Source organism: Solimicrobium silvestre, assembly GCF_002976435.1.
GTDB lineage: Bacteria > Pseudomonadota > Gammaproteobacteria > Burkholderiales > Burkholderiaceae_D > Solimicrobium > Solimicrobium silvestre.
In genome coordinates this window covers 76,127-99,644 of the sequence record NZ_PUGF01000002.1, presented here as the reverse complement: position 1 = coordinate 99,644, position 23,518 = coordinate 76,127, and the positions used below count along the sequence as shown (strand labels likewise).

Here is a 23,518-nt window from a genome sequence, read left to right as displayed (position 1 = left end):
TTCACAAAATATCCATGCATCTTTATGCTTGCAAAAAATATCTGATTTACCGATGGCTCAACCACTAGAGAGGTCAGCGTGAAAAATTGTCGTTTGATATTGGTTTCAATCGCAGCATTGTTATTTTTCTCGGTTACGGCTCATGCCAAAGAATCTCCGGCCCGCGTCACCATCATTTATGACGCCTTCGGAAAACCGTCTAACTTGGAACGTGGCTGGGGTTATTCCGCACTGGTGGAATACGGCGGCAAGCGGATATTGTTTGATACGGGCGGCCAATATAAAGCCTTCGCCAACAATGTCCGAAAGCTGCATATCGATTTAAAAAATCTCGATTTCGTTGTTATCTCGCACCGGCATGGCGACCATACTGCCGGGCTAAACTACGTGTTGCAACAAAACCCCAACGTTAAAATCTATGCGCCGCTTGAACGCGGCTCATTTGGCGCACCGGTCACGGCAAATAGCACAATTGGTAAATCGATGCTTCGTGTGGTGGACGGCATCCCTGGCGATTTGCACTACTTCAATGGCTATCGCGCCGATAAATACCCTATCGACTCGCCCTGGCCTGACGCCAATTTCAACTTGGTCGATACGCAGCTCGAAGTAATGCCGGGCATCTTCTTGTTCAAAACGGTTTCTGAAAATAAGGGGACTCTTGAGCTTAATGAGTTATCGATGGCGATAAAAACACCGAGCGGGCTGGTTGTCGTGGTCGGCTGTTCACATCCGGGCATTGAAAAAATTCTCGCCGTCGCGTCTCAAATCGATCCAAAAATTTATACGATAGTCGGTGGTTTACATCTGATCGACAAAAGCGACCAACTGGTCACGCAGACCGTGGATAACTTTAAAAACAAATGGATGATTGAACGAGTGGCTGCTGGTCACTGCACAGGCGAATTTGCACAAACGGAGCTTGAACGCGTTTTTGGAATCCGGCATGACCATTCCGGGCTTGGTGAGGTAATCGCATTGCCGAATTAAGCTGCTGTTACCCAGTCTGGGAATGTTGGTTTTATATGAATAGCTCTACAAAGAGGAAAAATATGAATGCAGCGACTAACATATTTAATATGAAAATGGACGCATTAATGCCTGAGCGTCCTTTTTTATCAGCTATATTTTTTGGGCTGTGGTTGAGCTTGGTAACGCTGTCGGTATCACTTATTTTTGCTGCGATAGCAGAATATTTCCCTGGCTTATCAATAGATAGCTCGTACACGTCAGGTTTAGAAAAACTGAATTATATTGACCTATTTGTTATTTGCGTCTTAGTTGGTCCATTGCTAGAAACTCTTGTATTGCAGCTGTTTCTAATTGAGGTAGTAAGAAAATTTACCGCATCTAAATATAGTGCAATCGTGCTAAGTGCCGCAGCATTTGGTCTAGGCCATTATTACCATGGCGGCCTATCTAAAAGCATTCCAACGTTTATGACCGGTTTGATTTTTGCCTATGGTTATTCACAGGTTCGCACTAAAGGTATATTTACCAGCTATACCGTAACGGGGGTAGCGCATGTGATGCACAACTTCATTGCCTTGTTTGTATTAGCTCCCATATTCGATCACTAAGCTGGTTTGTTTGGCTAATCGTTGTCACACAACTTCAAAATAAAAGGAAAATTATCATGCAGATCAAAAGTCGGTTTTTTTTATTGATGTCAGTTCCGCTATTACTTCTTTCTGCACTACAAACTACGTCGGCTGAAACGATAGGTGAAGTCAATACGGAGTTTAAATTTATTGGGCCTGATCACAAGGTGGTCGTTGAAGTATTCGACGATCCGAAAGTCGCCGGGGTGAGCTGCTATCTGTCCCGTGCCAAAACCGGCGGTTTTAAAGGAGCGATTGGTATTGCAGAAGACAAAGCCGAGTCGTCGGTGGCATGTCGCCAAATTGGTGAGATTAAATTCAACGGACCTTTACCGCGGCAAGAAGAAGTGTTTTCGGAAAGAGCTTCGATCATTTTCAAACACGTTCGCGTAATTCGCATGGTGGATACCAAGCGCAATGCTCTCGTATATCTGGTTTATTCGGATCGCCTTGTCGACGGTAGCCCAAAGAACAGTGTCACTGCGGTTCCGGTCGCCGCAAATCAGGTGATTCCAGTGAAATAGCCTGCGTAGCCAATACTAAACAGGGCGTAATCCGCTTACGCAATTACGCCCTGCTCTAACAACGTATGTAACCCTACATCATTAATGCGCAGTCGCTACCGCACCCGGTTTTAGCTGATACAAAATAGCGCCATCAAAAATAGTGTATTGCACTGGAATAGCGCTTAATTTTTCTGGTGCTATCGTCATCGGGTTCTGCCCCAACACCACCAAATCCGCCAACTTTCCTACCTCGATAGAACCCGTAGTATTATCTTGCTGCATGGCTTTCGCTGCGTTGATTGTGTAGGCGGCCAGCATAGTGTCGATATCAACGCGTTCATCGGCATTAAGTACTTTTCCAAAATAGCTGGAAGAGCTGTTGGAGTTCTGACGCGTGATGGCCATCTGCATGGCAGATAATGGTGTGTTCGGCATTGGGTCACCTGGCGCTGCATCTACCGGCCAATCGCTGCAACCTACAATAACGGCCCCGGCTTTTTTCAGGCTTCCGGCTGGGTACATATGGTCAAAGCGCTCTGCTGAAATATACGGCTGCACGGCACCAACTGAATACTCCTCAGGATCAGCCCAATACAACTGCATGTCGGCGTACACATTTAATTTTGCAAAACGTGGGTAATCAGCAGGGTCTACGATTTGTAGGTGGGTGATTTGGTGGCGATTATCATTCACGCCATTTTTATCACGTGCATATTGAAACGCATCCAATGCCGCATGGGTCGTAAAGTCACCGATCGAATGTACGTGTACGGTAAAGCCGTCTTTATCCAAACGCGCAACATATTTATTGAGCGTGTCTTGTGCAAAATAACGTCCGCCATAATTCGTGGTTGGCACGCCTTTTCCGTCTAGGTACGGCTCAATCATTGCCGCGGTTTGGGTTGGGTATTCAATCACGCCGTCGGAAAATATTTTAACTGCATCAGCACGTATTAACGGATGACCGACAAAGTGGCTACGGATAGCGGCTAGTCGCTGGTATTCGGCTTCATCGTCGGCAATGGTAGATTTTAACGTGGCACGCACGCGCAGATTGAGTTGCTGGGATTTTTCCAGCGCTTCATACACTTCCATTTCATCGGGACTGGTCCAGGCATCTTGTACCGATGTAATGCCTTTGGAGCGGATTAATGCAAAAGCCTGTTGTGAGAGTTTGATGCGCTGCGCCAGAGCCATTTTTGGCATCACTGCCATCACGCTGCCTTGCGCTTCATCTTTCAGGAAGCCGGTAGCCTGTCCTTTTGCATCGCGCTCAATCTGACCACCCGCTGGATTTGGTGTGTCCGCAGTAATTTTTGCCAGCTTTAATGCCACGCTATTGACCCAACTGGTGTGACCATCCGTACCTTCAAAGATCACTGGGCGGGTGCGGCTAATTTTATCCAGATCGGCTGTGGTTGCAATAAAATTACTTGGATTAACATTCACAACTTCTATCCACTTGTTGGCCGCAGCAGATGCACCCGCTTCTTTACCCATGCATTCTTTTAAAACTTTAGCCACAATCTGGGCAACCGGCTGCGCCACATCGTCAGCACTGCATTTGCCTAAGCGTATCGCGCCATCGACCGGGTGGATATGTGCATCAATAAATCCAGGCAGCAGCGTTTTACCATTCAAGTGGATGACTTTGGTACCTGTTCCGATATAGCTTTTCACTTCCTGATCGGAACCAATCGCAACAATCTTATTGCCACGAATCGCCACCGCTTCCGCTACGGTGCGCTTAGCATCCATCGTCAATACATTGCCGCTGGTAAAAACCATGCTGGCTGGTTCTGGTGGCGTCGTTGCTGCAACGTAACCTGACAAACTCATTGCACACATGCCGATGACCAAATTCATTTTTAAACGCATATTGTCTCTCCTGAATTTTTTATTTTTTAACTTAATTTAGCTTCAAAAACTACGCTTGCGGAACCAAATACCGTCTTTCCCAGGCCGAAATTTCATTCTGAAAATGTTGATATTCCAGTCCCTTCACCGACACAAAACCCGTCACAAAATCATCCCCCAACAAGCGACGGCTAGAAGTGCTGTTCACCATTTGCGCGTGTGACGCCTGGAAGCCGCGCGCCAGATCATGACCATGATCATAGCCATTACCGACTATCGGTTCACTTGGCGTTAAGCCTTCTTCTATCCCTGCCAAACCAGCTGCCAAAGATGCGGCAATCACTAAATATGGATTCGCATCCGCGCCGGCAATACGGTTTTCTACGCGGCGTGCAGCTGGGCCGCTAATCGGAATCCGCAAACCTGCGGTGCGATTATCAATCCCCCATTGCAGATTAACCGGTGCCTGACTGCCCTCAACGAAGCGACGATATGAATTAATAAAGGGGGCGTAGATCAACATCATGTCGGGGATATAAGTTTGCAAGCCGCCGATAAATTGTCTGAAGCGCAGGCTCTCAGTGCCATCGGCATTGCTGAAAATATTTTTACCTTCCGCATCCACAATACTTTGATGCACATGCATGGAATTACCCGGCTGACCAGAAATGGGCTTAGCCATAAATACAGCGTTCATTCCGTGCTTGATCGCGATTTCTTTGGCGGCATATTTAAACAGGAAAGCTTGATCGGCAACCTCGACCGGGTCGCCATGCATCAAGTTAATTTCATATTGAGATTGGCCGGATTCATGGATCCACGTATCGGTCACCACGCCTAACGTATCTAACGCAGCACGGAATTCGTCCCAGAACGGAGCTAACTCATTGAGCATATTCATGCTGTAGGCCGATTGACCAGATTCAGGGCGGCCACCACGCGCCATTGGTGATTCGAGTGCTAAGTTGGGGTCAATATTCGGTGCGGTCAAATAGAATTCAATCTCGGGGGCGACCACCGGCGTTAAGCCTTTGGCTTTATAGCGCTCCAGAACCTGCTTCAAAATGACGCGCGGTGCAAAGCCGCATGGATCACCATTCAACTGCATACAATCATGAATTGCCATCGCACGCGGCACGCCGGACCAAGGCACTAATCGAACGGTGGAATAGTCTGGCACCATGCGCACATCGGGATCCGCGTCAGGGAAAATCGGGTCGTAGGAATATTCGCCGGTAATCGCCTGCATGGTGATTGCTTCGGCAATCCGCAATTCTGCTTCGGCCGCAAAACTACCGGCTGGCATCAATTTGCCGCGTGGATAGCCAGAAATATCGGCAAACATGCATTCCACCTGAGTGATGCCATGCTGACTGAAATAGGCGTTCAGTGCTTTTGCACCGGGGTAGTTTGTAGTAAATGCGGTTTTAGTAAATGTCGCTGACAAGCTAGTCTCCTTTGCACCACCAACCTGCGCCGAGATGGCTTGGCATGGTTATATAGTGCGTTTTGTTTACTTGTAAAAAGTTATTTTAGAGGAAGATTCTATGGCTCGATGTTGCTATCGAAAATGTTTTATTAGGAATGTTTAGTTGCAATACTGTGAAAGTAAAATGGGAGCGTAATTGCTGAAATATTGCAGGATTTTGGCTAAAAAATGGGGTTTTCATATACTCACCATTATTTTTAAAGAATTCAATGGGTTTCCAGTCAATAAAAAGTGTTTTTTCGACAGTAAATTAGTAGCCCTGAGTAAAAATTAGCTTTTAGATGTTTTTATTAAAATGGATGCTTGAGTATGCTGAGATGCAAACCTGAACTTCCGTTCAGATGTTTATAGCGCCAATACCGTCATTCCCGCGCAGGCGAAAATCCAGGAGCTCACAAATCTACCATTAACACACGAGCCATTTCGCTGGCAGACGATGTATCAACCGAATCCGTAGTACCACCACTGGATCCCCGCCTGCGCGAGGATGACGTTATTGAAGTTTTAGGCTTATCTGAACGGTATTACTGCGTCACCTTATTTTCTGATTGCGCAACACACATAATAAATCGGCAGCAATATGCGCCGCAGCTAATGCGGTGATTTCACTTTGATCAAACGCTGGCGAGACTTCAACCACATCCATCCCCACCAGATTCACCGGCCCCATGCCGCGGATAATGTGTAACGCTTGCGCCGAACTTAAGCCGCCGGGAACCGGTGTACCAGTTCCGGGCGCAAAGGCCGGGTCCAGACAATCAATATCGAACGTTAAATAAGTGGGACACTTGCCGACGATATTCAGAATTTTTTCTAAAGTCGCTTGCGCGCCATGCGCATGTACCCATGGTGCGTCGATAATATTTACGCCCATAAAATCATCATTCCAGGTCCGGATTCCGACTTGCACTGAAGTCGCCGGATCAATCAGGCCTTCTTTAATGGCTTTATAAAACATGCTGCCGTGATTTAATGATGCAGGCTCATCATCCGCCCATGTGTCGCAATGCGCGTCAAAGTGGATCAGGGAAAGCGGTTGACCGATTTTTTCCACATGCGCTTTGAGTAAAGGATAGGTCACAAAATGGTCGCCACCAAATGTCAGCATTTTTGCGCCGCTGGCTAGAATAGTACGCGCATGTTCTACGATACTGGGCGCAATGGTGAGCGGGTTGTGCGCGTCAAACCAGCAGTCGCCGTAATCAATCACAGCCAAATCATCAAACGGATTGAAACCCCACGGATAGGGAGCTAACTCGGATAACTGCACGCTAGCGGCCCGCACCGCTGCTGGCCCTTGGCGTGCGCCGGAACGAAAAGTGGTGGCAAGGTCGAGCGGAATTCCTGAGATAACTACATCAACGCCAGTCAAATCACGTGTGTAATTACGACGCATAAAACTCAACACGCCAGCATAAGTATTTTCTATGCTTGAGCCATACACTGAAGTGCGGCGAATCGCGCCGTCGCCTTTAATTGTTGAGTCCATTTTTAGCGTTACTTTTTTAGTTTAAATTCACGGCAAGCGGCACCGAAGGCGTCGAACAGTTTCATTGAAAGCGGGTTTTCGGTGATTTTCCATTCTGGGTGCCACTGCATCGCCAAGGTAAATCCGGGCGCATTGGCGACGCTGTAGGCTTCGATCAAACCATCTTCCGCCAGTGCTTCAATTTGCAAACCGGGCGCAAGTTGATCTATACCTTGCCCATGTACTGAATTCACCATCATCTCTGAAACGCCGTGCAAAATATGCGCAATCCGGCCATTCGGCATAATTTTAATGTTGTGGGCAGGTGCGTATTGAATGTCGAGTGAGGCAGTTTTATCTTCGCGATGATCCATAAAGCCTTCAACTTCATGCACCGCCTGATGCAAGGTTCCGCCCAGCGCCACATTCACTTCTTGCGTACCGCGACACACCGCCAACAACGGAATTCCCCTTTGTATCGCCATCCTAATTAATGGCAAGGTAGTAGCGTCACGCGCCGGGTCGAGCGGTAAAGAAGGATCTAAGACTGATTGCCCAAAAAAATCTGGATGTACGTTAGAAGGGGAGCCGGTCAGCATCACGCCGTCGGCACATTGCAGCACGGTTTCCCAATCGAGTTCTTCGCCTAAGGCAGGCAAAATTAACGGCACACAAGCAGAACCACGCACCACGGCATCAATATATTTCATTTGCGCGACGTGATAAGGATGGGCTCCGATATGCTTGGTGCAAGCGGGGATAAGGACGATAGGTTGAGCCATGATAGTAAAATTTTTATAGTTTTTTCAAACTTGACGGCTGGCAAAATTACCTTGAGCAGGTAATTTTGCCAGCCCTCTCCCTTTAAAGTATTTCTTTTAACTGGTAATACCACATCCCCAACACCTGCGCCGCCGTTCGCATGACTTGGCCGCTAGGGAAATTGTGATGTTTGATTTTGCCAAAAGCATCAAAGCGTTCCGATTGCCCTGCAATCGCTTCAGCGACCACTTTACCAGCGATACCGGTGAGAATTAAACCATGCCCTGAGAAACCTTGCAGGTAATAAATATTATCTTCCACCCGCCCAAAGTCCGGTGCGCGGTTCATGGAAATATCCACAAATCCGCCCCATGCATACGGCACTTCTAAATCGGATAATTGTGGAAATACCGACAACATCCGGCTGCGCATGCTGCCCACCAAATTAATTGGGGTTGCCGTGCTATAGCTCACGCGACCACCAAACAGCATGCGGTTGTCAGCAGTTGGGCGGTAATAATCCAGTACAAAATTGGTATCGCAAGCAGCTGCACGATTTTTAATTAGTGCGTCAGCCCGGGCCTTTTCCATCGGTTCGGTCGCGATGATGTAAGTGCCTACCGACATAATGCGCTTGTCTAATTCAGGTGCAACGGTTGTGCCATATTCATTCAAATATACATTGCCAGCCAATACCACGAAGTTACAGCGCACACTGCCCTTGTCGGTTTTAACCAAAGGAGCAGCACCACGATCTATGCTGACCACCGGCGAATTTTCATAAACTTTAACGCCAGCAGCACGTGCCGCAGCGGCAATACCCAAGGTATATTTAAGCGGATGTGCATGACCTGAATTAGCGTCATAAGCACCGCCCTGATAGCGGTCGCTTTGTATCCAATCGCCAATTTGGTCTTTGCTCACATGCTGCATCGAATAGTTATAACGTTGCTCTAAACTATTCACCCATTCTTCCAATTCACGCGCTTTTTTGTCGGTGACCGCGACGCTTAAATAGCCGGGAGTGAAATCACACTCAATATTGTATTTACTGATGCGGTCGCGCATTAACTGCATCGCTTCCACGGTCATATTCCATAAACGTCGGCCTTCTTCCAATGGCAATTGCTGCTCGATTGCTTCATCGCTGGAAAAACCGACCAAGGCTTGCCCGCCATTACGTCCCGAAGCGCCCCAACCAACCAGTTGCGCTTCAAGTAGCACGACCGAATAACCGCGCTGAGCTAATTCCAACGCCGAAGATAAACCCGCCAAACCACCGCCAACCACGCAAACATCGGCGCTTATGTCACTGTCCAACGCGGGCAACGGTGCCTCGCGCGTGACACTAGCTTCATAAAATGAATCCTTGGTGAGCCGCGTTTCTTTGTGTTTATGTTTCATGATTTTTGAGTGGTTGGTGAGGCGTGTAATTAGACTTACTGTCATTAACATCATCCCCGCACAGGCGGGGATGATGTTGTTGGGGTTTATGGAACTTAGCCCGGCTATCAGGCCAAATTAATCCATGTGGTTTTTAATTCGGTATATTTGTCCAACGCATGCAACGATTTATCACGGCCATTACCCGATTGCTTGTAACCGCCAAACGGCACCGTAATATCGTCGCCGTCATACTGATTTACATGCACGGTGCCCACCCTTAATGCACGCGCCGCATGATGTGCTTTGCGGATGTCGGAAGTCCAGACACCGGCTTGCAAACCGTAAGCCGTTGCGTTGGCGGCTTGAATGGCATCGTTCAAATCAGTGAATGTGAAGATCGATAACACTGGGCCAAAGATTTCTTCACGGGCGATTTTCATAGAGTTTGTCACGTTGCTAAAAATGGTTGGTTCAATATAGTAACCACCAGACTCAGCCCGTACCTGATTACCACCAGCCAGCAGTGTTGCGCCTTCGGCTTTGCCTGACTCAATAAAACCCATAACGGAATTAAGCTGAATATTGTCAACAATTGCGCCCATGACCGTAGCTGGGTCTAGCGGATCGCCCGGCACATAAGCTGGCAGCATCGCTAACGCTTTTTCAATAAACTTATCTTTAATCGATTCTTCAATGAATAGACGGGAAGGTGCGTTACAGCTTTCGCCTTGATTAAAGTAAATAGAACCTATCGCCGCTTCAACCGCTTCATCCAGATTCGGGCAATCTGCGCAGACAATATTTGGCGACTTGCCACCAAGTTCAGTCCAAACCCGTTTCAGGTTGGACTGGCCTGCGTATTCCATAATTTTTTTACCGATGCGGGTAGAGCCGGTGAAGCCGATGCAATCTACGTCGTTATGTAATGCCAGCGCACTACCGGCTTCATGGCCAAAACCGGGCAGCACGTTAAATACGCCAGCAGGAATACCTGCTTCAAGTGCGATTTCTGCCATGCGTAATGCCGACAACGGCGATTTTTCTGATGGCTTTAGAATTACGCTATTACCCATTGCCAGCGCCGGTGCGATCTTCCAGGATGCCATTAGCATCGGGTAATTCCACGGCACAATAGCGGCGACTACACCTACCGGTTCGCGGGTAATTAACGCTAAGGTTGCATCATTCGTTGGTGCGATTTCATCATAGATTTTATCAATGGCTTCGGCATACCATTGAATACAGCGCGCTGCCGAAGGCACATCAACCGACAAGCTGTATTTGATTGGCTTACCCATATCCAGCGTTTCCAACAACGCCAATTCGTCACGGTTAGCACGCATTAATTCGGCAAATTTCAACATAACGCGTTTGCGCTCAGCCGGTGATTTACCTGCCCAGCGGCGATCTTCAAATGCGGTGCGTGCGGCCAACACGGCGAGGTTGACGTCTTCACTATCGCAACGCGCCACGTGACATAGTTTGCGTCCATTGACGGGGGAGGTATTTTCAAAGGTTGCGCCAGAAACGGCATGAACTCGTTCGCCATTAATAAAAGCGCGTCCGTCAATTTGAATACTGGTAGCGCGGTCATGCCAAAGTCTGGTGCTCATTTATTTCCCCTTTGTCGCTTGAATAGTGGTGCGTAGTGAGAGGGCAATCACCAAGATTGCCCTTACAGATTTAATAAATGCTGAATTAATACTGATTTAGTGCTTAAACGCCGCTGAAATTTCTTTTTGGCGCTTCCGTTCTTTCCTCGCCATGTACAGACTCGACAGTACGACTGCTATTGTCACCACCAAAATAGTTAAGGCAGCAACCGTATTAACGCGTGGATCCAGCCCCAAACGTGCCCGTGAAAAAATCACGATAGGCATGGTTGAATAGCCCGGGCCGGTTAAGAATGCGGAAACCACCACGTCATCGAGCGACAAAGTAAACGTCAGCAACCAAGCCGACACCAAGGATTGCGAAATATTCGGCAAGGTCACTAAGCCAAATACCTGATACGGTTTGCAGCCCAGATCCATTGCAGCTTCCGACAAAGATTTACTCATTTCCCGCAAGCGCGATTCAATCACGACAGTGGAATACGCCACGCCCAACACGGTATGACCAAACACTAATGTGGGCAGCCCGCGTTGTGGAAATCCAAACGCATTTTCTAATCCGACCAGCATCAACAGCAAGGACAAACCAATAATTACTTCCGGCATGACCAACGGAGCTGAAGCCATTCCTTTAAATAGAGCGCGGCCATTAAACTTACGATAGTTATTAAGTACATAAGCCGTAAAGGTACCAAGCACTACTGAAAAGGTAGCCGATAAAGTAGCAACTTTGAGCGACAGGAAAAAACCTGCAATGATTTCATGGTCGTCCATCAACGCGGAATACCAATGCAGCGTAAAACCTTTCCACACCATGTCCTGACTCGAATTGTTGAAGGAATATACGATCAACATAATGATGGGGATATACAGGAATAAATAGCCTAGCGAAAGCCATCCTCTACCAAACCAGCGATATGCGTTCATGAGTTCCCCCGCTCTTCTTCAGACTGATATTTATTTAAAATTCCCATCGGAACCAAGATCAACAAAATCACCACGACGGTCACGGCAGAAGCCATCGGCCAATCGTTATTGCTGAAGAATTCATCCCACATCACATGTCCGATCATCGGCGTTCCAGGGCCACCCAACAAATCAGGAATCACAAATTCACCGACGCAGGGAATAAATACCAGCATCGAACCCGCGATAATGCCGGATTTAGACAGCGGCACCGTTACTCGCCAAAAGGTACTCCAAGGTGTTGAACCTAAGTCGGCGGCGGCTTCAATAAAACGCACATCCAATTTGGACAAGTTGGTAAACAAGGGCAAAATCATGAATGGTAGATAGGAATAAACCATGCCGATCATTAGTGAGAACGGCGTATTCATCATGTGTAACGGTGCATCTATGGCACCGACTGACATTAAAAAATTATTCAATACGCCATGCGTCGACAACATCCCTTTCCATGCATAGATACGCAGCAGGAAAGAAGTCCAGAACGGCAACATCACCATCATCATCAATGTGGCACGTGCCGAAGGTTGGGCGCGTGCCATAAAGTAGGCAAAAGGGTAGCCGATGATTAAGCACAATACCGTGGTGAATAGCGCGTACTTGATTGAGTTCAGGTAGGTCACGATATACAAATCATCCTGACCCAGAAATAAATAATTACTGAACTTGATTTTGATATCGAGCACGCCGTCAACGTAGGTCATCAACGTACCGAGCGGATCGCTAATTTCCATCTCTGCAAAACTGATCTTGAAGACGATTAAAAACGGCAGCAGCGAACAGATAATCAGCCAGAAATAAGGTATGCCGATAACGGCCGTCTTCCCCGAGATCCACTTAAATTTAAAGAAGTTTTTCACATTAGCCCCATTAGCTCGTCAAGACCACCATCGCATCATCCGTCCAATAGGCGAATAACTTATCGCCCCATTTTGGATGAAATGCGCCATGCCGGACTGAATTACTGACGCTCGCTTTGATGGTCATACCGGATGCGAGTTTGATGTGATAAACGGTATAACTGCCGAGGTAGGCGAGCTCAACGACTTCGCCATGCACGCAGTTATATTGCTGATCTGGTGCTTCAACACTGACGGAAATTTTTTCTGGACGAACCGCGACTGAAACGGACATGCCAAGCGTGCCGGTAATTCCGTGTCCGACGTAGTGTTTGCATTCTGGGGTGCTAATGACGACATGATCCGGCTCATCGACTTCCAGTTCACCGGTAAACATATTCACGCTACCAATGAAGTCGGCAACAAAGCGGCAATTTGGGGTTTCGTATACATGGTTCGGCTCACCGGTTTGCAAAATGACGCCTTCGCTCATCACCGCGATCCGGCACGCCATGGCCATCGCTTCTTCCTGGTCATGCGTCACCATTACGCAAGTTACGCCGACCTGCTCGATAATATTGACGAGTTCCAGCTGTGTGCGCTCACGTAGTTTTTTGTCTAATGCGGCCAGTGGCTCATCTAACAATAATAGTTGCGGACGTTTTGCCAAACTACGCGCTAACGCCACGCGCTGTTGCTGACCACCGGACAGCTGATAAGGCTTACGCTTACCAAACGATTCCAACTGAACCAAGGCCAGCATTTTTTCAACCCGGTCAGCGATTTCTTCCTTAGCCATTCCTTCACGGCGCAGGCCGAAGGCAATGTTGTCCCACACCGTTAAATGCGGAAATAAGGCATACGACTGAAACATCATATTAATCGGGCGATGATAAGGCGCGTCACCGACAATGTTTTTACCGTCTAAAATAATTTCGCCCGAAGTTGGCGTCTCAAACCCCGCCAACATACGCAATAAGGTCGATTTACCGCAGCCGGAGCTACCTAACAAGGCAAAAATATCGCCTTTATTAATAGTCAGCGATACGTTATTGACCACGCGGTTATCGCCAAAATCCTTAATCAGGTTATTAATGAACAAGAATGGCTTACCCATTCCGTTACTTTCAGCCGCAACGCCGAAAGATGATTTTAAAGTATCACCAGATGCCATGAAAAACCCTGTATTAGTTGCTTACACCCGTTCCGGGTTAGGTACCCGGAACGACCAGCCAAAAGTAAATTAAAGTCCAGTTTTAAACTGTGTGAATGTCCGCGACATGATTTTACGTATCGCGGCACTTACTGGCTCTGGCGCTGTCATGCGCTTTTTGTCTTCTTCGGACAAGAACACGGTCTTGTTATCGACAACGTCTTTCTTCACAAATTTAAGACTGGCGCTATTTGGATTGGCATAAAACACTTTGTTGGTCAGGCTGGCATGAACTTCCGGACGCATGATGTAATTCATCCAGATCAAGGCATTGTTTGGATGCGGCGCATCGACCGGGATTGCCATCGCATCAAAAAACAATACGGCAGAGGTGCTTGGCACCAAAGCTTGAATTTCATTACCGTTTTTAGATTGAATCGCACGTTGACGGGCAATATTAATATCGCCGGAATAACCCATCGCTACGCACAGAGCGCCGTTGGCTAAATCGTTGATGTAACTGGATGAGCTAAATACCCGCACATAAGGACGTACTGTCGCCAACATGCGTCCGGCTTCCTGGTAATCTGAAGCGACTTGGGAATGAGCATTTTTTTTCACGTAGAGCAAAGCCGCTGGCAGTACTTCATTACCCGAATCCATGAAGGAAATACCGCAGGAACTGAGCTTGGAAGCATACTTCGGATCAAAAATTAAGTCCCATGCATTAACCGGCATCGGCATATCACCCAAGGCGGCTTTTACTTTTTTGGTATTGATGCCGACTGTGGTATAGCCCCACAACCAAGTCACAAGATGATCATTATTCGGGTCAAGCTTGGCTAGCGCGGTTTGCACCACCGGATCCATATTAACTAAATTAGGTAATTTGCTTTTATCCAGTGTTTTCAGCAATCCACCCTGAATTTGCAATTGGGCAAACGTATCGGAAGGGACCACGATGTCGTAACCGGTTTTGCGCGCTACTAATTTGGCATGCAAAATTTCATTGGTATCAAACACGTCGTAGCGTACTTTAATGCCGGTTTCTTTTTCGAAATTTTTGATGGTGTCGTCAGCGATGTAGTCTGACCAGTTATAGATGTTGAGCACTTTCTCTTCTTGTGCGAGTGCGGAAGTTGATCCTAACAAAGCCACGCTAATAAAAGAGAGACCCAGCATTGCACACAAGGTTTGTGAAGCTCTTTGTTTGATGCGCTGCACTGGCTTTACGCACAGGCATCGGGATAATTTTTCTATTTTCACACTTGTCTCCATTTGAATCAAAATCAAAGAAATAAAATTAAATTGCCCAGCAATACTGGTTTCAGAATACGGCCGCCAACGACTATGTTGGACGCGCCCAATATTGTAAAGTGCTATCAACAATGTGCCAAATTCAATCTGGTCAGTTCTTCAGCTGTTTGTAGAATGGTGGCCGTGCTTTATTTCAATTTTATTCATTATTTTGGTTAGGGCTTATTGAACTCCACCCATCTTTTCCTCAAATAACTTTTTATTCACCCGACATTGCCTTAATATAATTATTTATCTAGGCTTGCGGAATTTACGTTGTATGTCCTTCATTCAACGCAATTTTCTATACTGAAATGAACGTGGCTTGATTCTAAGCGTCGCTGTTACTCCCATGAATGACTAATTAAGAATGTTTAGTTGACGAATTCTGAAACCAACATTTTCCTAAAATCGCATAATTTAACCTCAATAGCATCATGACTATTCTCACCACCAAACGCCTACGTTTAGAACCATTCGCCGACCATCACCTTGATGGCCTATACGCGCTAAACAGCGACCCTGAAGTTATGCGTTATATCACCGGCAAACCACAAGCTCTTGAAGAAACCAAAGCGGGAATTGCCATGATTAAAGAGCGCTGGCTTAACACTGGCTTTTCCTGGTGGAGTTTTATTGAATTGGCTACCGGTGAAATTATTGGCGCAGGCTGCATACAGTATTTAGCTCGTGACCCGGCCAATCCGCATGAAATCGGCTGGCGGCTCAGGCAAAATAAATGGGGACAAGGCTTTGCGTCGGAAGCCGCGCAATGCATGGCTGCCTTTGCTTTTGATACGCTGGATGTCGAACTTTTATGCGCGATATGTGACCCAGAAAACACTAAATCAACGCGGGTAATGCGGGGCTTAGGTATGCAATATCGCGGTATTGAGCACTGGAATGACGAGGATGTGGCGGCGTATTACCTTAGTCGCGCAGAATATGAACTCAAAAAAACCGTAATACCCCCGATTTCTTGAGTAAAAAACACGACCAAGAAATGCAAAATCGTAATTAGTTCAAAGGATGCGAGGACTGAGATAAGAAACATATACTCGACACTCACATCCTGAATCGCCATATTATTTTCACTTTTAGAGTCAGGATGCAGAGGTATATTTTTAATTTTTATCGCCTATTGATATTATTTTATGTTGAGATAAATATATACTGTCAAAATATAAATTTTATACCGTCGTAAGAGCCATTAAATGCGCCAACCATTTTCACTGGTGTGACTGAGTATATGAAAATACCCATTATTTCTAATTAAATCGTCATTTTTAGAATAATTTTCTTCACTATTTCCATTCTTGATATTTTGTTCTGCTTTTACAGAAAATTTACCGCACAATGCTAAGTTCCCAAATTAATTCCCATATCCATTGTTAAACCCATCGTCTTTGACCTTTTGCTCTAGAGCCATAACAATGATAATGTTCACTCATTACTCGTAAACCAACGCCATCCATGTGCCAACTTCTCGGAATGAATTGCAATACGCCAACTGACATCGTGTTCAGTTTTACCGGCTTTGCGTTGCGCGGCGGTTTAACCGATGAACATCAAGATGGTTGGGGCATCGCATTTTTTGAAGGTGCTGGCGTGCGCCATCTGGTGGATTATCAAGCGGCGGTGCGCTCCCCTTTGGCTGAATTAATCAAAGCGCATCCGATTAAATCTAAAAACGTGATTGCCCATATTCGCAAAGCAACACAGGGCAAAATTGCGCTGGAGAACTGTCATCCGTTCATCCGCGAATGCTGGGGCATTAACTGGGTTTTTGCCCATAATGGCGATTTACCGGGCTTTATGCCGACATTAAACGGTACTTATCTGCCCGTCGGCACAACCGATAGCGAGCGCGCTTTCTGCTTTATTTTGCAAGAATTACGCCTGCGTTTTGGCGCACAAGCGCCGCAACTTTCCGAACTCAGCGCTGCGCTACAGGAGCTATGCCAGGAGATTGCCCAGTTTGGCACGTTTAATATCATGCTCTCTAACGGCTCGGCCTTATTTGTACATTGCTCCACCAATCTGCATTACATCATCCGTCAATTTCCGTTCAATACCGCGCATTTGTCTGACCGGGACATGAGTATTGATTTTGCGGAAGTCACCACTCCCAAAGATCGCGTGGCAGTGATTGCCACTGCACCATTGACTAATAATGAAACCTGGGCCGCCTTTGCACCGGGTGAATTTAAAGTATTTGTTGATGGCACCTGTCATCCAGAGAGCTAGTCCAAGCGAATGATTAAACCGGAAACGCCACAATTAATTGAATCAGCATCCGCAACGATTGCGGTCACTGGCTGCTGGCAAGTGCATGCGTTTATGGAGGGCCAGTTAATGAAAAAATTAACTGCGTCGCTCACTAAGCTAGGTCACCAAACACAGCTCAAATGGGATTTATCGCAAGTCAGCGCACTCGACCATATCGGCGCGCAAATGTTGTGGAATTGCTGGGGAAAAACCAGACCAGCGCAACTGATTTTGTTACCAACACAAGAAGCATTTTTTAGCCGCTTAGAACTGGCCAACCAGTTAAAAATCCCGAAACCGCCTAAGTCACGGCTCACTTCGGTGATGCAGCTTGGCACGTTGATGCTGGATTTTATCTCGCATCTGTTTGCGTTTATAGTATTGCTGGGTCAACTGGTTTTAGATTTACTGACTGTGCTACGCCGACCAAATCGCGCGCCGTGGAAAGAAATCTCAGCCAACATTTTCCACATGGGGTTTCGTGCACTGGGCATTACTGCTTTAGTGGGGATCCTAATCGGCGTCGTGCTTTCTTATTTATCGGCGCAACAATTACGCACCTTTGGCGGCGATATTTATTTGGTCAACATTTTAGGCATGAGTATTATCCGTGAACTGGGGCCGATGTTAGCGGCGATTTTGGTGGCTGGCCGTTCTGGCTCATCGATTACCGCGCAGCTCGGCGTAATGCGCGTCACGGAAGAGCTGGATGCGATGTTAGTGATGGGCATTCCACACGGCCTCCGGTTAATTTTCCCCAAAGTCATCGCGCTGGCGATTGCCATGCCGCTCATTGTCATTTGGACCGATGCCATGGCGCTGATCGGCGGCATGTTATCAGCCAATTTTATTTTAGGTATGTCGCCACGTTTTTTCATCCAAAAACTACCTGAAGTCGTGCCAATTTCTAACTACTATATCGGCTTGGGCAAAGGCGTGGCATTTGGCGCAGCGATAGCTTTAGTCGCCTGCCATTTTGGTTTACGCATCAAACCCAATACCGAAAGTTTAGGACAAGGCACGACCACTTCCGTGGTCAGCGCCATTACCATGGTGATTATTTTGGATGCCGTATTTGCGATCATATTTAGTCGCGTCGGGTATTATTAATGAGCACAACATTGAACACCCTAGTGAACACACCCCAACCGGCGCCGCACGCTGAAGCGATTATTCAGGTAAAGCATTTGCGCACCCAGTTTGGGCGCACGGTCATCCACAATCATTTAGAGTTAGACATTTATCGCGGTGAAATCCTCTCCATTGTTGGCGGTTCTGGCACCGGCAAAACGGTACTATTGCGGCAAATGCTCCGGCTAGAAGCACCTAAACAAGGCACTATTACTATTTTTGGGGTAGACATTCATCACGCCACGTCTGAGCAAGTTGCCTACTTTCGCAGCCGCTCTGGAATGCTGTTCCAGCATGGTGCGTTATATTCCGCCTTGTCGGTGTTTGATAACGTAGCGCAGCCGATGCGTGAACTGCGAATTTTGCCCGAAGCATTGATTAAAGATGCCGTATACCTAAAATTGGATATGGCCGGCATTGCGCCAGAACATGCACAAAAAATGCCCTCATCTTTATCTGGCGGAATGGTAAAGCGCGTCGCGTTAGCGCGTGCTTTAGCTCTGGAACCTGAACTATTATTTTTAGATGAGCCAACCGCCGGGCTTGATCCAGATTCGTCGGAAACGTTTGTGAGTCTGATTCAGTCATTACATAAAGAACTAGGCTTAACAGTAGTGATGGTGACGCATGACTTGGATACGTTGTTTGCACTCTCTTCACGCATTGCCGTCCTTGCTGACAAACACGTTGTGGCACTCGGAACTACCGATGAAGTTATTTTGCACCCACATCCGTTTATACAAGAATTTTTCTTAGGCGCGCGCGGCAAGCGAGCCTTAACTGCTTTACAAAACACAGAATAAAATAATTATGGAAAATAGATCACATGCCCTTTGGGCCGGATTTTTCACTATCGCCATGCTATGCGCCGCGATCTTCGCCGGGATTTGGCTCAACCGTGATAAAACCCAACGGATTGATTACCAGATCATCACCAGTCGCGCCATTTCCGGCTTAAACCCGCAAGCCTCGGTGCGCTACAAAGGCCTGGCTGTGGGTCGTGTTGATAATATCGATTTCGACACGAAAGTTGCAGGGCAAATTATCATTAATATTAGCGTTGATCCCGACACCCCAATCACTCAATCTACCTTCGCCACGCTGGGCTATCAAGGTGTCACAGGCATCGCTTTTGTTCAATTAGATGATGATGGTAGCAACTCGGTAAAATTGAACGTGGCAGCGGGAACAGTTCCACGCATTCCGTTGCAGCCTGGTTTATTAGAAAAGCTGGAGCGCAGCAGCAGCGTTATTTTAGCCAATGCAGAATTGGTTTCGGCACGATTGGCGGAATTTTTCACGCCAGAAAATCAGAAAACCATGTTAGGAGCATTTAGCAATACGGCTCAGGCGACCGCACGCTGGACTAAAGTGGCCGATGATTTAAGCCCAAGCCTGCAGCTTATTCCGGACCTGGTTCACCAAACTAATCAGACGCTGTTGTCGGTGCAAGAGTTATCGCAAAATGCAACCCAGTTAAGTCAGCAAATGACTGGCGTAGCCAAACAATTACAAGACCCGGATGGCCCGCTTAACCACACTCTATCGACGTTGAGCGATTTAAGTACTAACCTGCAATCTGAAACGCTGCCAAAGATTACGATCTTAACCAGCGAAACCAGCAACTCCATGCGCACCTTTAATAAAACAATGGAAGAGCTTAAAGAGCGTCCGCAAATTTTAATTTTTGGCAAACCGACAGCAAGCGCAGGTCCAGGTGAAGCCGGTTTTGTAGAACCTAAAAAATAAGGCCATGATGAAAACGAATTCTTACCTGCTCTCTTCTTCCCGCTTGCTCAAGTACGCCGCGATCCCACTATTACCGCTATTTTTGCAGGCCTGTGCCAGCGCGCCAACCACGCTAAGCTATTACGATTTCGGCGCACCGACTGCATCCACTCCGCTCACCTGCACTTTGCCAGCGATCCATTTGCCGGACATCACAAGTCCAAATTCGCTGGACAGTAACGCCATGCTGTATCGCTTAACGTATATCAATGACCAGCAAGCACTTACCTACGCAAATAACCGCTGGAGTATGTCGCCTGCACAGCTATTGACTGAGCGCATTAAAGCGCATCTGACGGATAGCGGCGCAACGCTTATTGATAATGGCGTGAACAATGCCAATGGCATGCAACTACGGTTGGAGTTAGTTGATTTCAGCCAGTATTTTAGCGATACCACGCACAGCTATTCACAACTCAAATTACGCGCCTCCCTCATCCGCAAAGGTACTCTGCTAGCTCAAACTACCCTGCAACAACAAGCCAATGCCAACGCGCCCGATGCACAAGCTGGCGCGCAAGCTATGCGCATTGCCACTGGCGCATTAATGAATGATGTCAACATTTGGCTATGCAAGCAACCCCAGTAAATCCACACTCTTCGCCACTGGTTCGGGTGGCTTTACTGGCATACACATTCCTCATTGTGTATGCCAGCTGGTATCCGTTTTCCGATTGGCACACCATAGGTTTATCGCCCTTAGCTTATTTTAGTGAAGCACTGCCGCGTTACTGGACATTTTTTGACGTCAGCATCAATGTGCTGGGCTATATCCCCTTTGGCATATTGCTGATGCTGGCTTGCTACCCTTGGTTACCGCGTCGGTGGGCAGCACTTCTATGTATGCTGGCTGGTTCTTTGGTATCCGGCACGATGGAAGCCGTGCAAACCTATTTGCCGTCCCGGGTTCCGTCAATTCTCGACTTTATTACCAATTGCAGCGGACTTTTTATCGGCATTCTTATGGGCTGCGTATTAACGCCCTGGCTACTGCAAAAGGACTTATTAAGGCAGATCCGGGTGCGCTGGTTTGTGCCTAGCATGAGTAATGGATTAATTATTGTCGCACTCTGGCCATTGGCACAAATTTACCCGCAGGGTTATATGTTTGGTTTAGGTCAGCTCGTTCCGGTGTTGTCCAACTGGCTGAATATTTATCTGGGAATTCCAATTGATCTAGGTAGCTTTATACGCCAGGGCGCGCAACTCAGCATAGAACAATACTGGCTTTCTGAAACCATTATTACTTGTTGCGGCTTAATCGGCGCGGTGCTACTTTTTCTTTGCCTGCTGCAGCCCAAAGCACCTAAAGCCCGCTTAGTCACACTGCTGATTTTTATTTGCCTCGGCGTTAAAAGCTTGGCGTTGGCACTGTTATTTAAACCGGAACATGCTTATTCCTGGTTCTCGCCGGGCGCTCAGGCAGGGCTGCTGGTGGGATGTCTGATGTTGTATGGCCTGGCATTTACGCCGGCACGGGTGCAGCGCCATTTGGCTATTTTTATGCTCACCATCAGTTTATTGGTGATTAATTTTGTACCTGGCAATCCGTATTTCACAGATACCTTATCCACTTGGGTGCAGGGTAAATTTTTGAACTTTAACGGCGCGGCGCAATTTTTAGCTATTTTGTGGCCGTGGCTAGCGATCTGGTTTTTGCTGCATTATCAACCGGCAAAATCAACTAACCCAGCCTGACCGTTTAGCGTTTGTCTTTCTTCGATTTCGGCTCTGTGCGAGTGATGCACCAGGCGACCAGACAGCCATTAACGGCGCCGGTGATGATACCGAGAACTGGCGGAATGGAAGCGTTAAATAACCAGTTATAAATAGCTACGCAAGCATAGCAAACGACAATGATTGCAAGTTCAATACACAGCGCTTTTGCATTCCATTTGGGCATCTGGAGTTTCAGATGATCTAGGTAATTGGCCCTAGCTCTGGCCTTTGCTAACAGCAAATTTTCTTCATCTTCTGCCTGCATTTTAGAAATTGTCTGCATCATGGTTCAGCTCACTTTCCGTTTGGTATCGGCCAAGTCGAACAAAAGCCTCATCAGCCTTAAAGTATCTGGATTCGTTATCTAAATTCATTCAAACTTTTTTCAAAGGAAATGACATCAAAAGCATCCTGACTTTAGATTTGAAACGTTGTAATGGTGACGTTTTTCCCCAACCTGTAAATTGTGACCATTCTGTTGCATTAGCTAAATTAATTTTCTCAGCGTCTACCCGGACAATGGGAATCGGGTTAAGAAGACTACTGTTAAGTTCAATCGCAACTTCATATCCAACATCATTTAAAACGGTATACACACCCTGCACGCGCTTAACCTCAACGCCGTTCAGCAATACCCGCGAACTACAAAAAAATCCAGAAATTCTAATTTCCAACAGCTGCGTTTTAAAATCTTGGTGAGAAATGGTGATATCCATGTGAATCTCTGTTCATTAGTTTTTCGGATTGTTTTTGACTAATCGCTTTACTGAATGCGATGCCAGTACATCACTTACGCATTCCATTTAGTCGATGCCGATTGGGACTACCATGTGATTTGAAAACATGGTCAACGCAGCGGCAATACCACCTATCAGCATCAGTGCAACAACTAGTTTGACTTTATTAGGAGTCAGTTTTACCTGCCCTGTCAGTCCATTTATTCTTATTAATTGATGCTCAACAATGGCATTCGCTCCATCTCTTAAATAGACCCAATATGCTGCTAATAGCCAGCACCCAAAAACACTCAAGAAAAACAATGCTACCCACGGATTTCCATCACCGGGTTTTAAAAAATGCCACACCGTTGGCACTCCACCGAACCTCTGCCCTATGCCCATCGCAAACCAGGGCGCGCACATCCACAAAAATAATTTCCAGCGCACTTTGCTATCGTCGATAGCGAATTCCACGTCGCTTTTACATCTCTCACGCACCGCGCCCGACTGCCAGAAAACCTGCAAACTGACGACGATAGAAATTACCCAAAAATAGTGCCCAAATAAATTAAACAAATTCAAAAGCAACCCCAGACTTCCTTGTTATCAGAATTTAGCCAAACAACTTATTCCTCAACTCTTGTGGCTAACCGTAAAAACTCATCACCAACCATCGTGCGCATTTTTTCTGTGGCTTCTTCCTTAAGCACTATTTCCTGACTGCGCCATCGCATTCCAACGACCTGATAAATTTTGACGTCATTTTCAATTCGAAAATTTTTACCTAACAAGCTCGGTATCACGATATCTGTTGACGCCAATAATTCAGTTAATTGCCTATTTTTTTTCTTTATCACACGCTCTCCCTTCCCTTGCAGTGTTTTTTAACGCTATTTGGTACCTGACAGATGTTGAGTTCAATTTCTAGTTCAACAGGTTAAAAAGCATACAGAGTTG

The 23,518-nt window shown here is 46.8% G+C and carries 24 protein-coding genes; 10 read left to right on the top strand and 14 right to left on the bottom strand.

Translation table 11 applies throughout. The annotated features are described in order from the left end of the window. The first annotated feature begins 78 nt into the window (after nt 1-78). From S2091_RS02900 to S2091_RS02890, 3 genes are all read left to right on the top strand, one after another. Nucleotides 79-990, top strand: a complete 912-nt coding sequence (locus S2091_RS02900; protein ID WP_105530297.1) for an MBL fold metallo-hydrolase — start codon at nt 79-81, stop codon at nt 988-990. A 62-nt stretch (nt 991-1,052) separates the two neighbouring features. Beyond that, a complete protein-coding gene (locus tag S2091_RS02895) occupies nt 1,053-1,580 on the top strand; it encodes a CPBP family intramembrane glutamic endopeptidase (RefSeq protein ID WP_165794893.1) in 528 nt (175 codons plus the stop codon). A 56-nt stretch (nt 1,581-1,636) separates the two neighbouring features. Further along, nucleotides 1,637-2,125 carry a CreA family protein gene (locus S2091_RS02890; RefSeq protein ID WP_105530295.1) on the top strand — a complete coding sequence of 163 codons (489 nt, stop codon included), beginning with the start codon at nt 1,637-1,639 and terminating at the stop codon, nt 2,123-2,125. An 81-nt stretch (nt 2,126-2,206) separates the two neighbouring features. On the opposite strand, the gene S2091_RS02885 is transcribed toward S2091_RS02890, so the two are convergent. The 10 genes from S2091_RS02885 to S2091_RS02840 form a co-directional block, all read right to left on the bottom strand. After that, nucleotides 2,207-3,985 carry an amidohydrolase gene (locus S2091_RS02885; RefSeq protein WP_105530294.1) on the bottom strand — a complete coding sequence of 593 codons (1,779 nt, stop codon included), beginning with the start codon at nt 3,983-3,985 and terminating at the stop codon, nt 2,207-2,209. A 49-nt stretch (nt 3,986-4,034) separates the two neighbouring features. Then, on the bottom strand, nt 4,035-5,411 hold the full coding sequence (locus S2091_RS02880) for a glutamine synthetase family protein (RefSeq protein ID WP_207769593.1): 1,377 nt from the start codon (nt 5,409-5,411) through the stop codon (nt 4,035-4,037). A 574-nt stretch (nt 5,412-5,985) separates the two neighbouring features. Further along, the gene (gene speB / locus S2091_RS02875; protein ID WP_105530293.1) at nt 5,986-6,942 is read right to left on the bottom strand and encodes an agmatinase; all 957 of its coding nucleotides are present in this window, start codon (nt 6,940-6,942) and stop codon (nt 5,986-5,988) included. Between the two features lie 8 nt (nt 6,943-6,950). Beyond that, nucleotides 6,951-7,703, bottom strand: coding sequence for a gamma-glutamyl-gamma-aminobutyrate hydrolase family protein (locus S2091_RS02870; RefSeq protein ID WP_105530292.1), 753 nt, complete (start codon nt 7,701-7,703; stop codon nt 6,951-6,953). An 82-nt stretch (nt 7,704-7,785) separates the two neighbouring features. Then, nucleotides 7,786-9,087, bottom strand: coding sequence for an NAD(P)/FAD-dependent oxidoreductase (locus tag S2091_RS02865; protein WP_105530291.1), 1,302 nt, complete (start codon nt 9,085-9,087; stop codon nt 7,786-7,788). Nucleotides 9,088-9,194: 107 nt separating this feature from the next. Then, the gene (locus S2091_RS02860) at nt 9,195-10,682 is read right to left on the bottom strand and encodes an aldehyde dehydrogenase (protein ID WP_105530290.1); all 1,488 of its coding nucleotides are present in this window, start codon (nt 10,680-10,682) and stop codon (nt 9,195-9,197) included. A gap of 96 nt (nt 10,683-10,778) precedes the next feature. Further along, nucleotides 10,779-11,609 (bottom strand): ABC transporter permease, encoded by an 831-nt coding sequence (locus S2091_RS02855; RefSeq protein WP_105530289.1) that lies wholly within the window; start codon nt 11,607-11,609, stop codon nt 10,779-10,781. Beyond that, entirely contained in the window at nt 11,606-12,508 is a 903-nt protein-coding gene (locus S2091_RS02850; RefSeq protein ID WP_105530288.1) for an ABC transporter permease subunit, read from the bottom strand. The genes S2091_RS02855 and S2091_RS02850 overlap by 4 nt, the downstream gene beginning before the upstream one ends. Before the next feature lie 10 nt (nt 12,509-12,518). Beyond that, complete coding sequence (locus tag S2091_RS02845) at nt 12,519-13,604, bottom strand: ABC transporter ATP-binding protein (RefSeq protein WP_105530503.1); 1,086 nt, start codon at nt 13,602-13,604, stop codon at nt 12,519-12,521. A 126-nt stretch (nt 13,605-13,730) separates the two neighbouring features. Then, nucleotides 13,731-14,822 carry a polyamine ABC transporter substrate-binding protein gene (locus S2091_RS02840; RefSeq protein ID WP_105530502.1) on the bottom strand — a complete coding sequence of 364 codons (1,092 nt, stop codon included), beginning with the start codon at nt 14,820-14,822 and terminating at the stop codon, nt 13,731-13,733. Between the two features lie 551 nt (nt 14,823-15,373). Between S2091_RS02840 and S2091_RS02835 the strand changes: the two genes are divergently transcribed. The 7 genes from S2091_RS02835 (at nt 15,374) to S2091_RS02805 (ending at nt 21,821) form a co-directional block, all read left to right on the top strand. Beyond that, nucleotides 15,374-15,919, top strand: coding sequence for a GNAT family N-acetyltransferase (locus S2091_RS02835; RefSeq protein ID WP_105530287.1), 546 nt, complete (start codon nt 15,374-15,376; stop codon nt 15,917-15,919). A 490-nt stretch (nt 15,920-16,409) separates the two neighbouring features. After that, nucleotides 16,410-17,183 (top strand): class II glutamine amidotransferase, encoded by a 774-nt coding sequence (locus S2091_RS02830; protein WP_105530286.1) that lies wholly within the window; start codon nt 16,410-16,412, stop codon nt 17,181-17,183. 9 nt (nt 17,184-17,192) lie between these two features. Beyond that, nucleotides 17,193-18,314: an MlaE family ABC transporter permease gene (locus S2091_RS02825; RefSeq protein WP_105530285.1), complete on the top strand. Its 1,122-nt coding sequence runs from the start codon at nt 17,193-17,195 to the stop codon at nt 18,312-18,314. Beyond that, entirely contained in the window at nt 18,314-19,138 is an 825-nt protein-coding gene (locus tag S2091_RS02820; protein ID WP_105530284.1) for an ABC transporter ATP-binding protein, read from the top strand. Before S2091_RS02825 ends, S2091_RS02820 begins: the two co-directional genes overlap by 1 nt. 7 nt (nt 19,139-19,145) lie before the next feature. Continuing rightward, on the top strand, nt 19,146-20,084 hold the full coding sequence (locus tag S2091_RS02815) for an MlaD family protein (protein ID WP_105530283.1): 939 nt from the start codon (nt 19,146-19,148) through the stop codon (nt 20,082-20,084). A gap of 4 nt (nt 20,085-20,088) precedes the next feature. Next, entirely contained in the window at nt 20,089-20,712 is a 624-nt protein-coding gene (locus S2091_RS02810) for an ABC-type transport auxiliary lipoprotein family protein (protein WP_105530282.1), read from the top strand. After that, nucleotides 20,694-21,821 (top strand): VanZ family protein, encoded by a 1,128-nt coding sequence (locus S2091_RS02805; protein WP_105530281.1) that lies wholly within the window; start codon nt 20,694-20,696, stop codon nt 21,819-21,821. Before S2091_RS02810 ends, S2091_RS02805 begins: the two co-directional genes overlap by 19 nt. Before the next feature lie 4 nt (nt 21,822-21,825). Here S2091_RS02805 and S2091_RS02800 read toward each other — a convergent pair whose 3' ends face one another. The 4 genes from S2091_RS02800 to S2091_RS02785 all read right to left on the bottom strand — a co-directional run bounded on the left by S2091_RS02800 (nt 21,826) and on the right by S2091_RS02785 (nt 23,418). Further along, complete coding sequence (locus S2091_RS02800; protein WP_105530280.1) at nt 21,826-22,128, bottom strand: hypothetical protein; 303 nt, start codon at nt 22,126-22,128, stop codon at nt 21,826-21,828. An 88-nt stretch (nt 22,129-22,216) separates the two neighbouring features. Then, nucleotides 22,217-22,558: a hypothetical protein gene (locus tag S2091_RS02795; protein ID WP_105530279.1), complete on the bottom strand. Its 342-nt coding sequence runs from the start codon at nt 22,556-22,558 to the stop codon at nt 22,217-22,219. Nucleotides 22,559-22,645: 87 nt separating this feature from the next. Next, nucleotides 22,646-23,143, bottom strand: coding sequence for a hypothetical protein (locus S2091_RS02790; protein WP_133166843.1), 498 nt, complete (start codon nt 23,141-23,143; stop codon nt 22,646-22,648). A gap of 44 nt (nt 23,144-23,187) precedes the next feature. Next, nucleotides 23,188-23,418 carry a hypothetical protein gene (locus S2091_RS02785; RefSeq protein WP_105530277.1) on the bottom strand — a complete coding sequence of 77 codons (231 nt, stop codon included), beginning with the start codon at nt 23,416-23,418 and terminating at the stop codon, nt 23,188-23,190. Nucleotides 23,419-23,518: the final 100 nt, after the last annotated feature.

Coding starts and splice junctions, on each gene's coding strand:
- S2091_RS02895 (WP_165794893.1), top strand. CDS start 1,053: ATGAATGCAGCGACTAACATATTTAATATGAAAATGGACGCATTAATG.
- S2091_RS02890 (WP_105530295.1), top strand. CDS start 1,637: ATGCAGATCAAAAGTCGGTTTTTTTTATTGATGTCAGTTCCGCTATTA.
- S2091_RS02885 (WP_105530294.1), bottom strand. CDS start 3,985: ATGCGTTTAAAAATGAATTTGGTCATCGGCATGTGTGCAATGAGTTTG.
- speB (WP_105530293.1), bottom strand. CDS start 6,942: ATGGACTCAACAATTAAAGGCGACGGCGCGATTCGCCGCACTTCAGTG.
- S2091_RS02870 (WP_105530292.1), bottom strand. CDS start 7,703: ATGGCTCAACCTATCGTCCTTATCCCCGCTTGCACCAAGCATATCGGA.
- S2091_RS02865 (WP_105530291.1), bottom strand. CDS start 9,087: ATGAAACATAAACACAAAGAAACGCGGCTCACCAAGGATTCATTTTAT.
- S2091_RS02860 (WP_105530290.1), bottom strand. CDS start 10,682: ATGAGCACCAGACTTTGGCATGACCGCGCTACCAGTATTCAAATTGAC.
- S2091_RS02855 (WP_105530289.1), bottom strand. CDS start 11,609: ATGAACGCATATCGCTGGTTTGGTAGAGGATGGCTTTCGCTAGGCTAT.
- S2091_RS02845 (WP_105530503.1), bottom strand. CDS start 13,604: ATGGGTAAGCCATTCTTGTTCATTAATAACCTGATTAAGGATTTTGGC.
- S2091_RS02840 (WP_105530502.1), bottom strand. CDS start 14,822: ATGCTGGGTCTCTCTTTTATTAGCGTGGCTTTGTTAGGATCAACTTCC.
- S2091_RS02835 (WP_105530287.1), top strand. CDS start 15,374: ATGACTATTCTCACCACCAAACGCCTACGTTTAGAACCATTCGCCGAC.
- S2091_RS02830 (WP_105530286.1), top strand. CDS start 16,410: ATGTGCCAACTTCTCGGAATGAATTGCAATACGCCAACTGACATCGTG.
- S2091_RS02825 (WP_105530285.1), top strand. CDS start 17,193: ATGATTAAACCGGAAACGCCACAATTAATTGAATCAGCATCCGCAACG.
- S2091_RS02820 (WP_105530284.1), top strand. CDS start 18,314: ATGAGCACAACATTGAACACCCTAGTGAACACACCCCAACCGGCGCCG.
- S2091_RS02815 (WP_105530283.1), top strand. CDS start 19,146: ATGGAAAATAGATCACATGCCCTTTGGGCCGGATTTTTCACTATCGCC.
- S2091_RS02810 (WP_105530282.1), top strand. CDS start 20,089: ATGATGAAAACGAATTCTTACCTGCTCTCTTCTTCCCGCTTGCTCAAG.
- S2091_RS02805 (WP_105530281.1), top strand. CDS start 20,694: ATGCAAGCAACCCCAGTAAATCCACACTCTTCGCCACTGGTTCGGGTG.
- S2091_RS02800 (WP_105530280.1), bottom strand. CDS start 22,128: ATGATGCAGACAATTTCTAAAATGCAGGCAGAAGATGAAGAAAATTTG.
- S2091_RS02795 (WP_105530279.1), bottom strand. CDS start 22,558: ATGGATATCACCATTTCTCACCAAGATTTTAAAACGCAGCTGTTGGAA.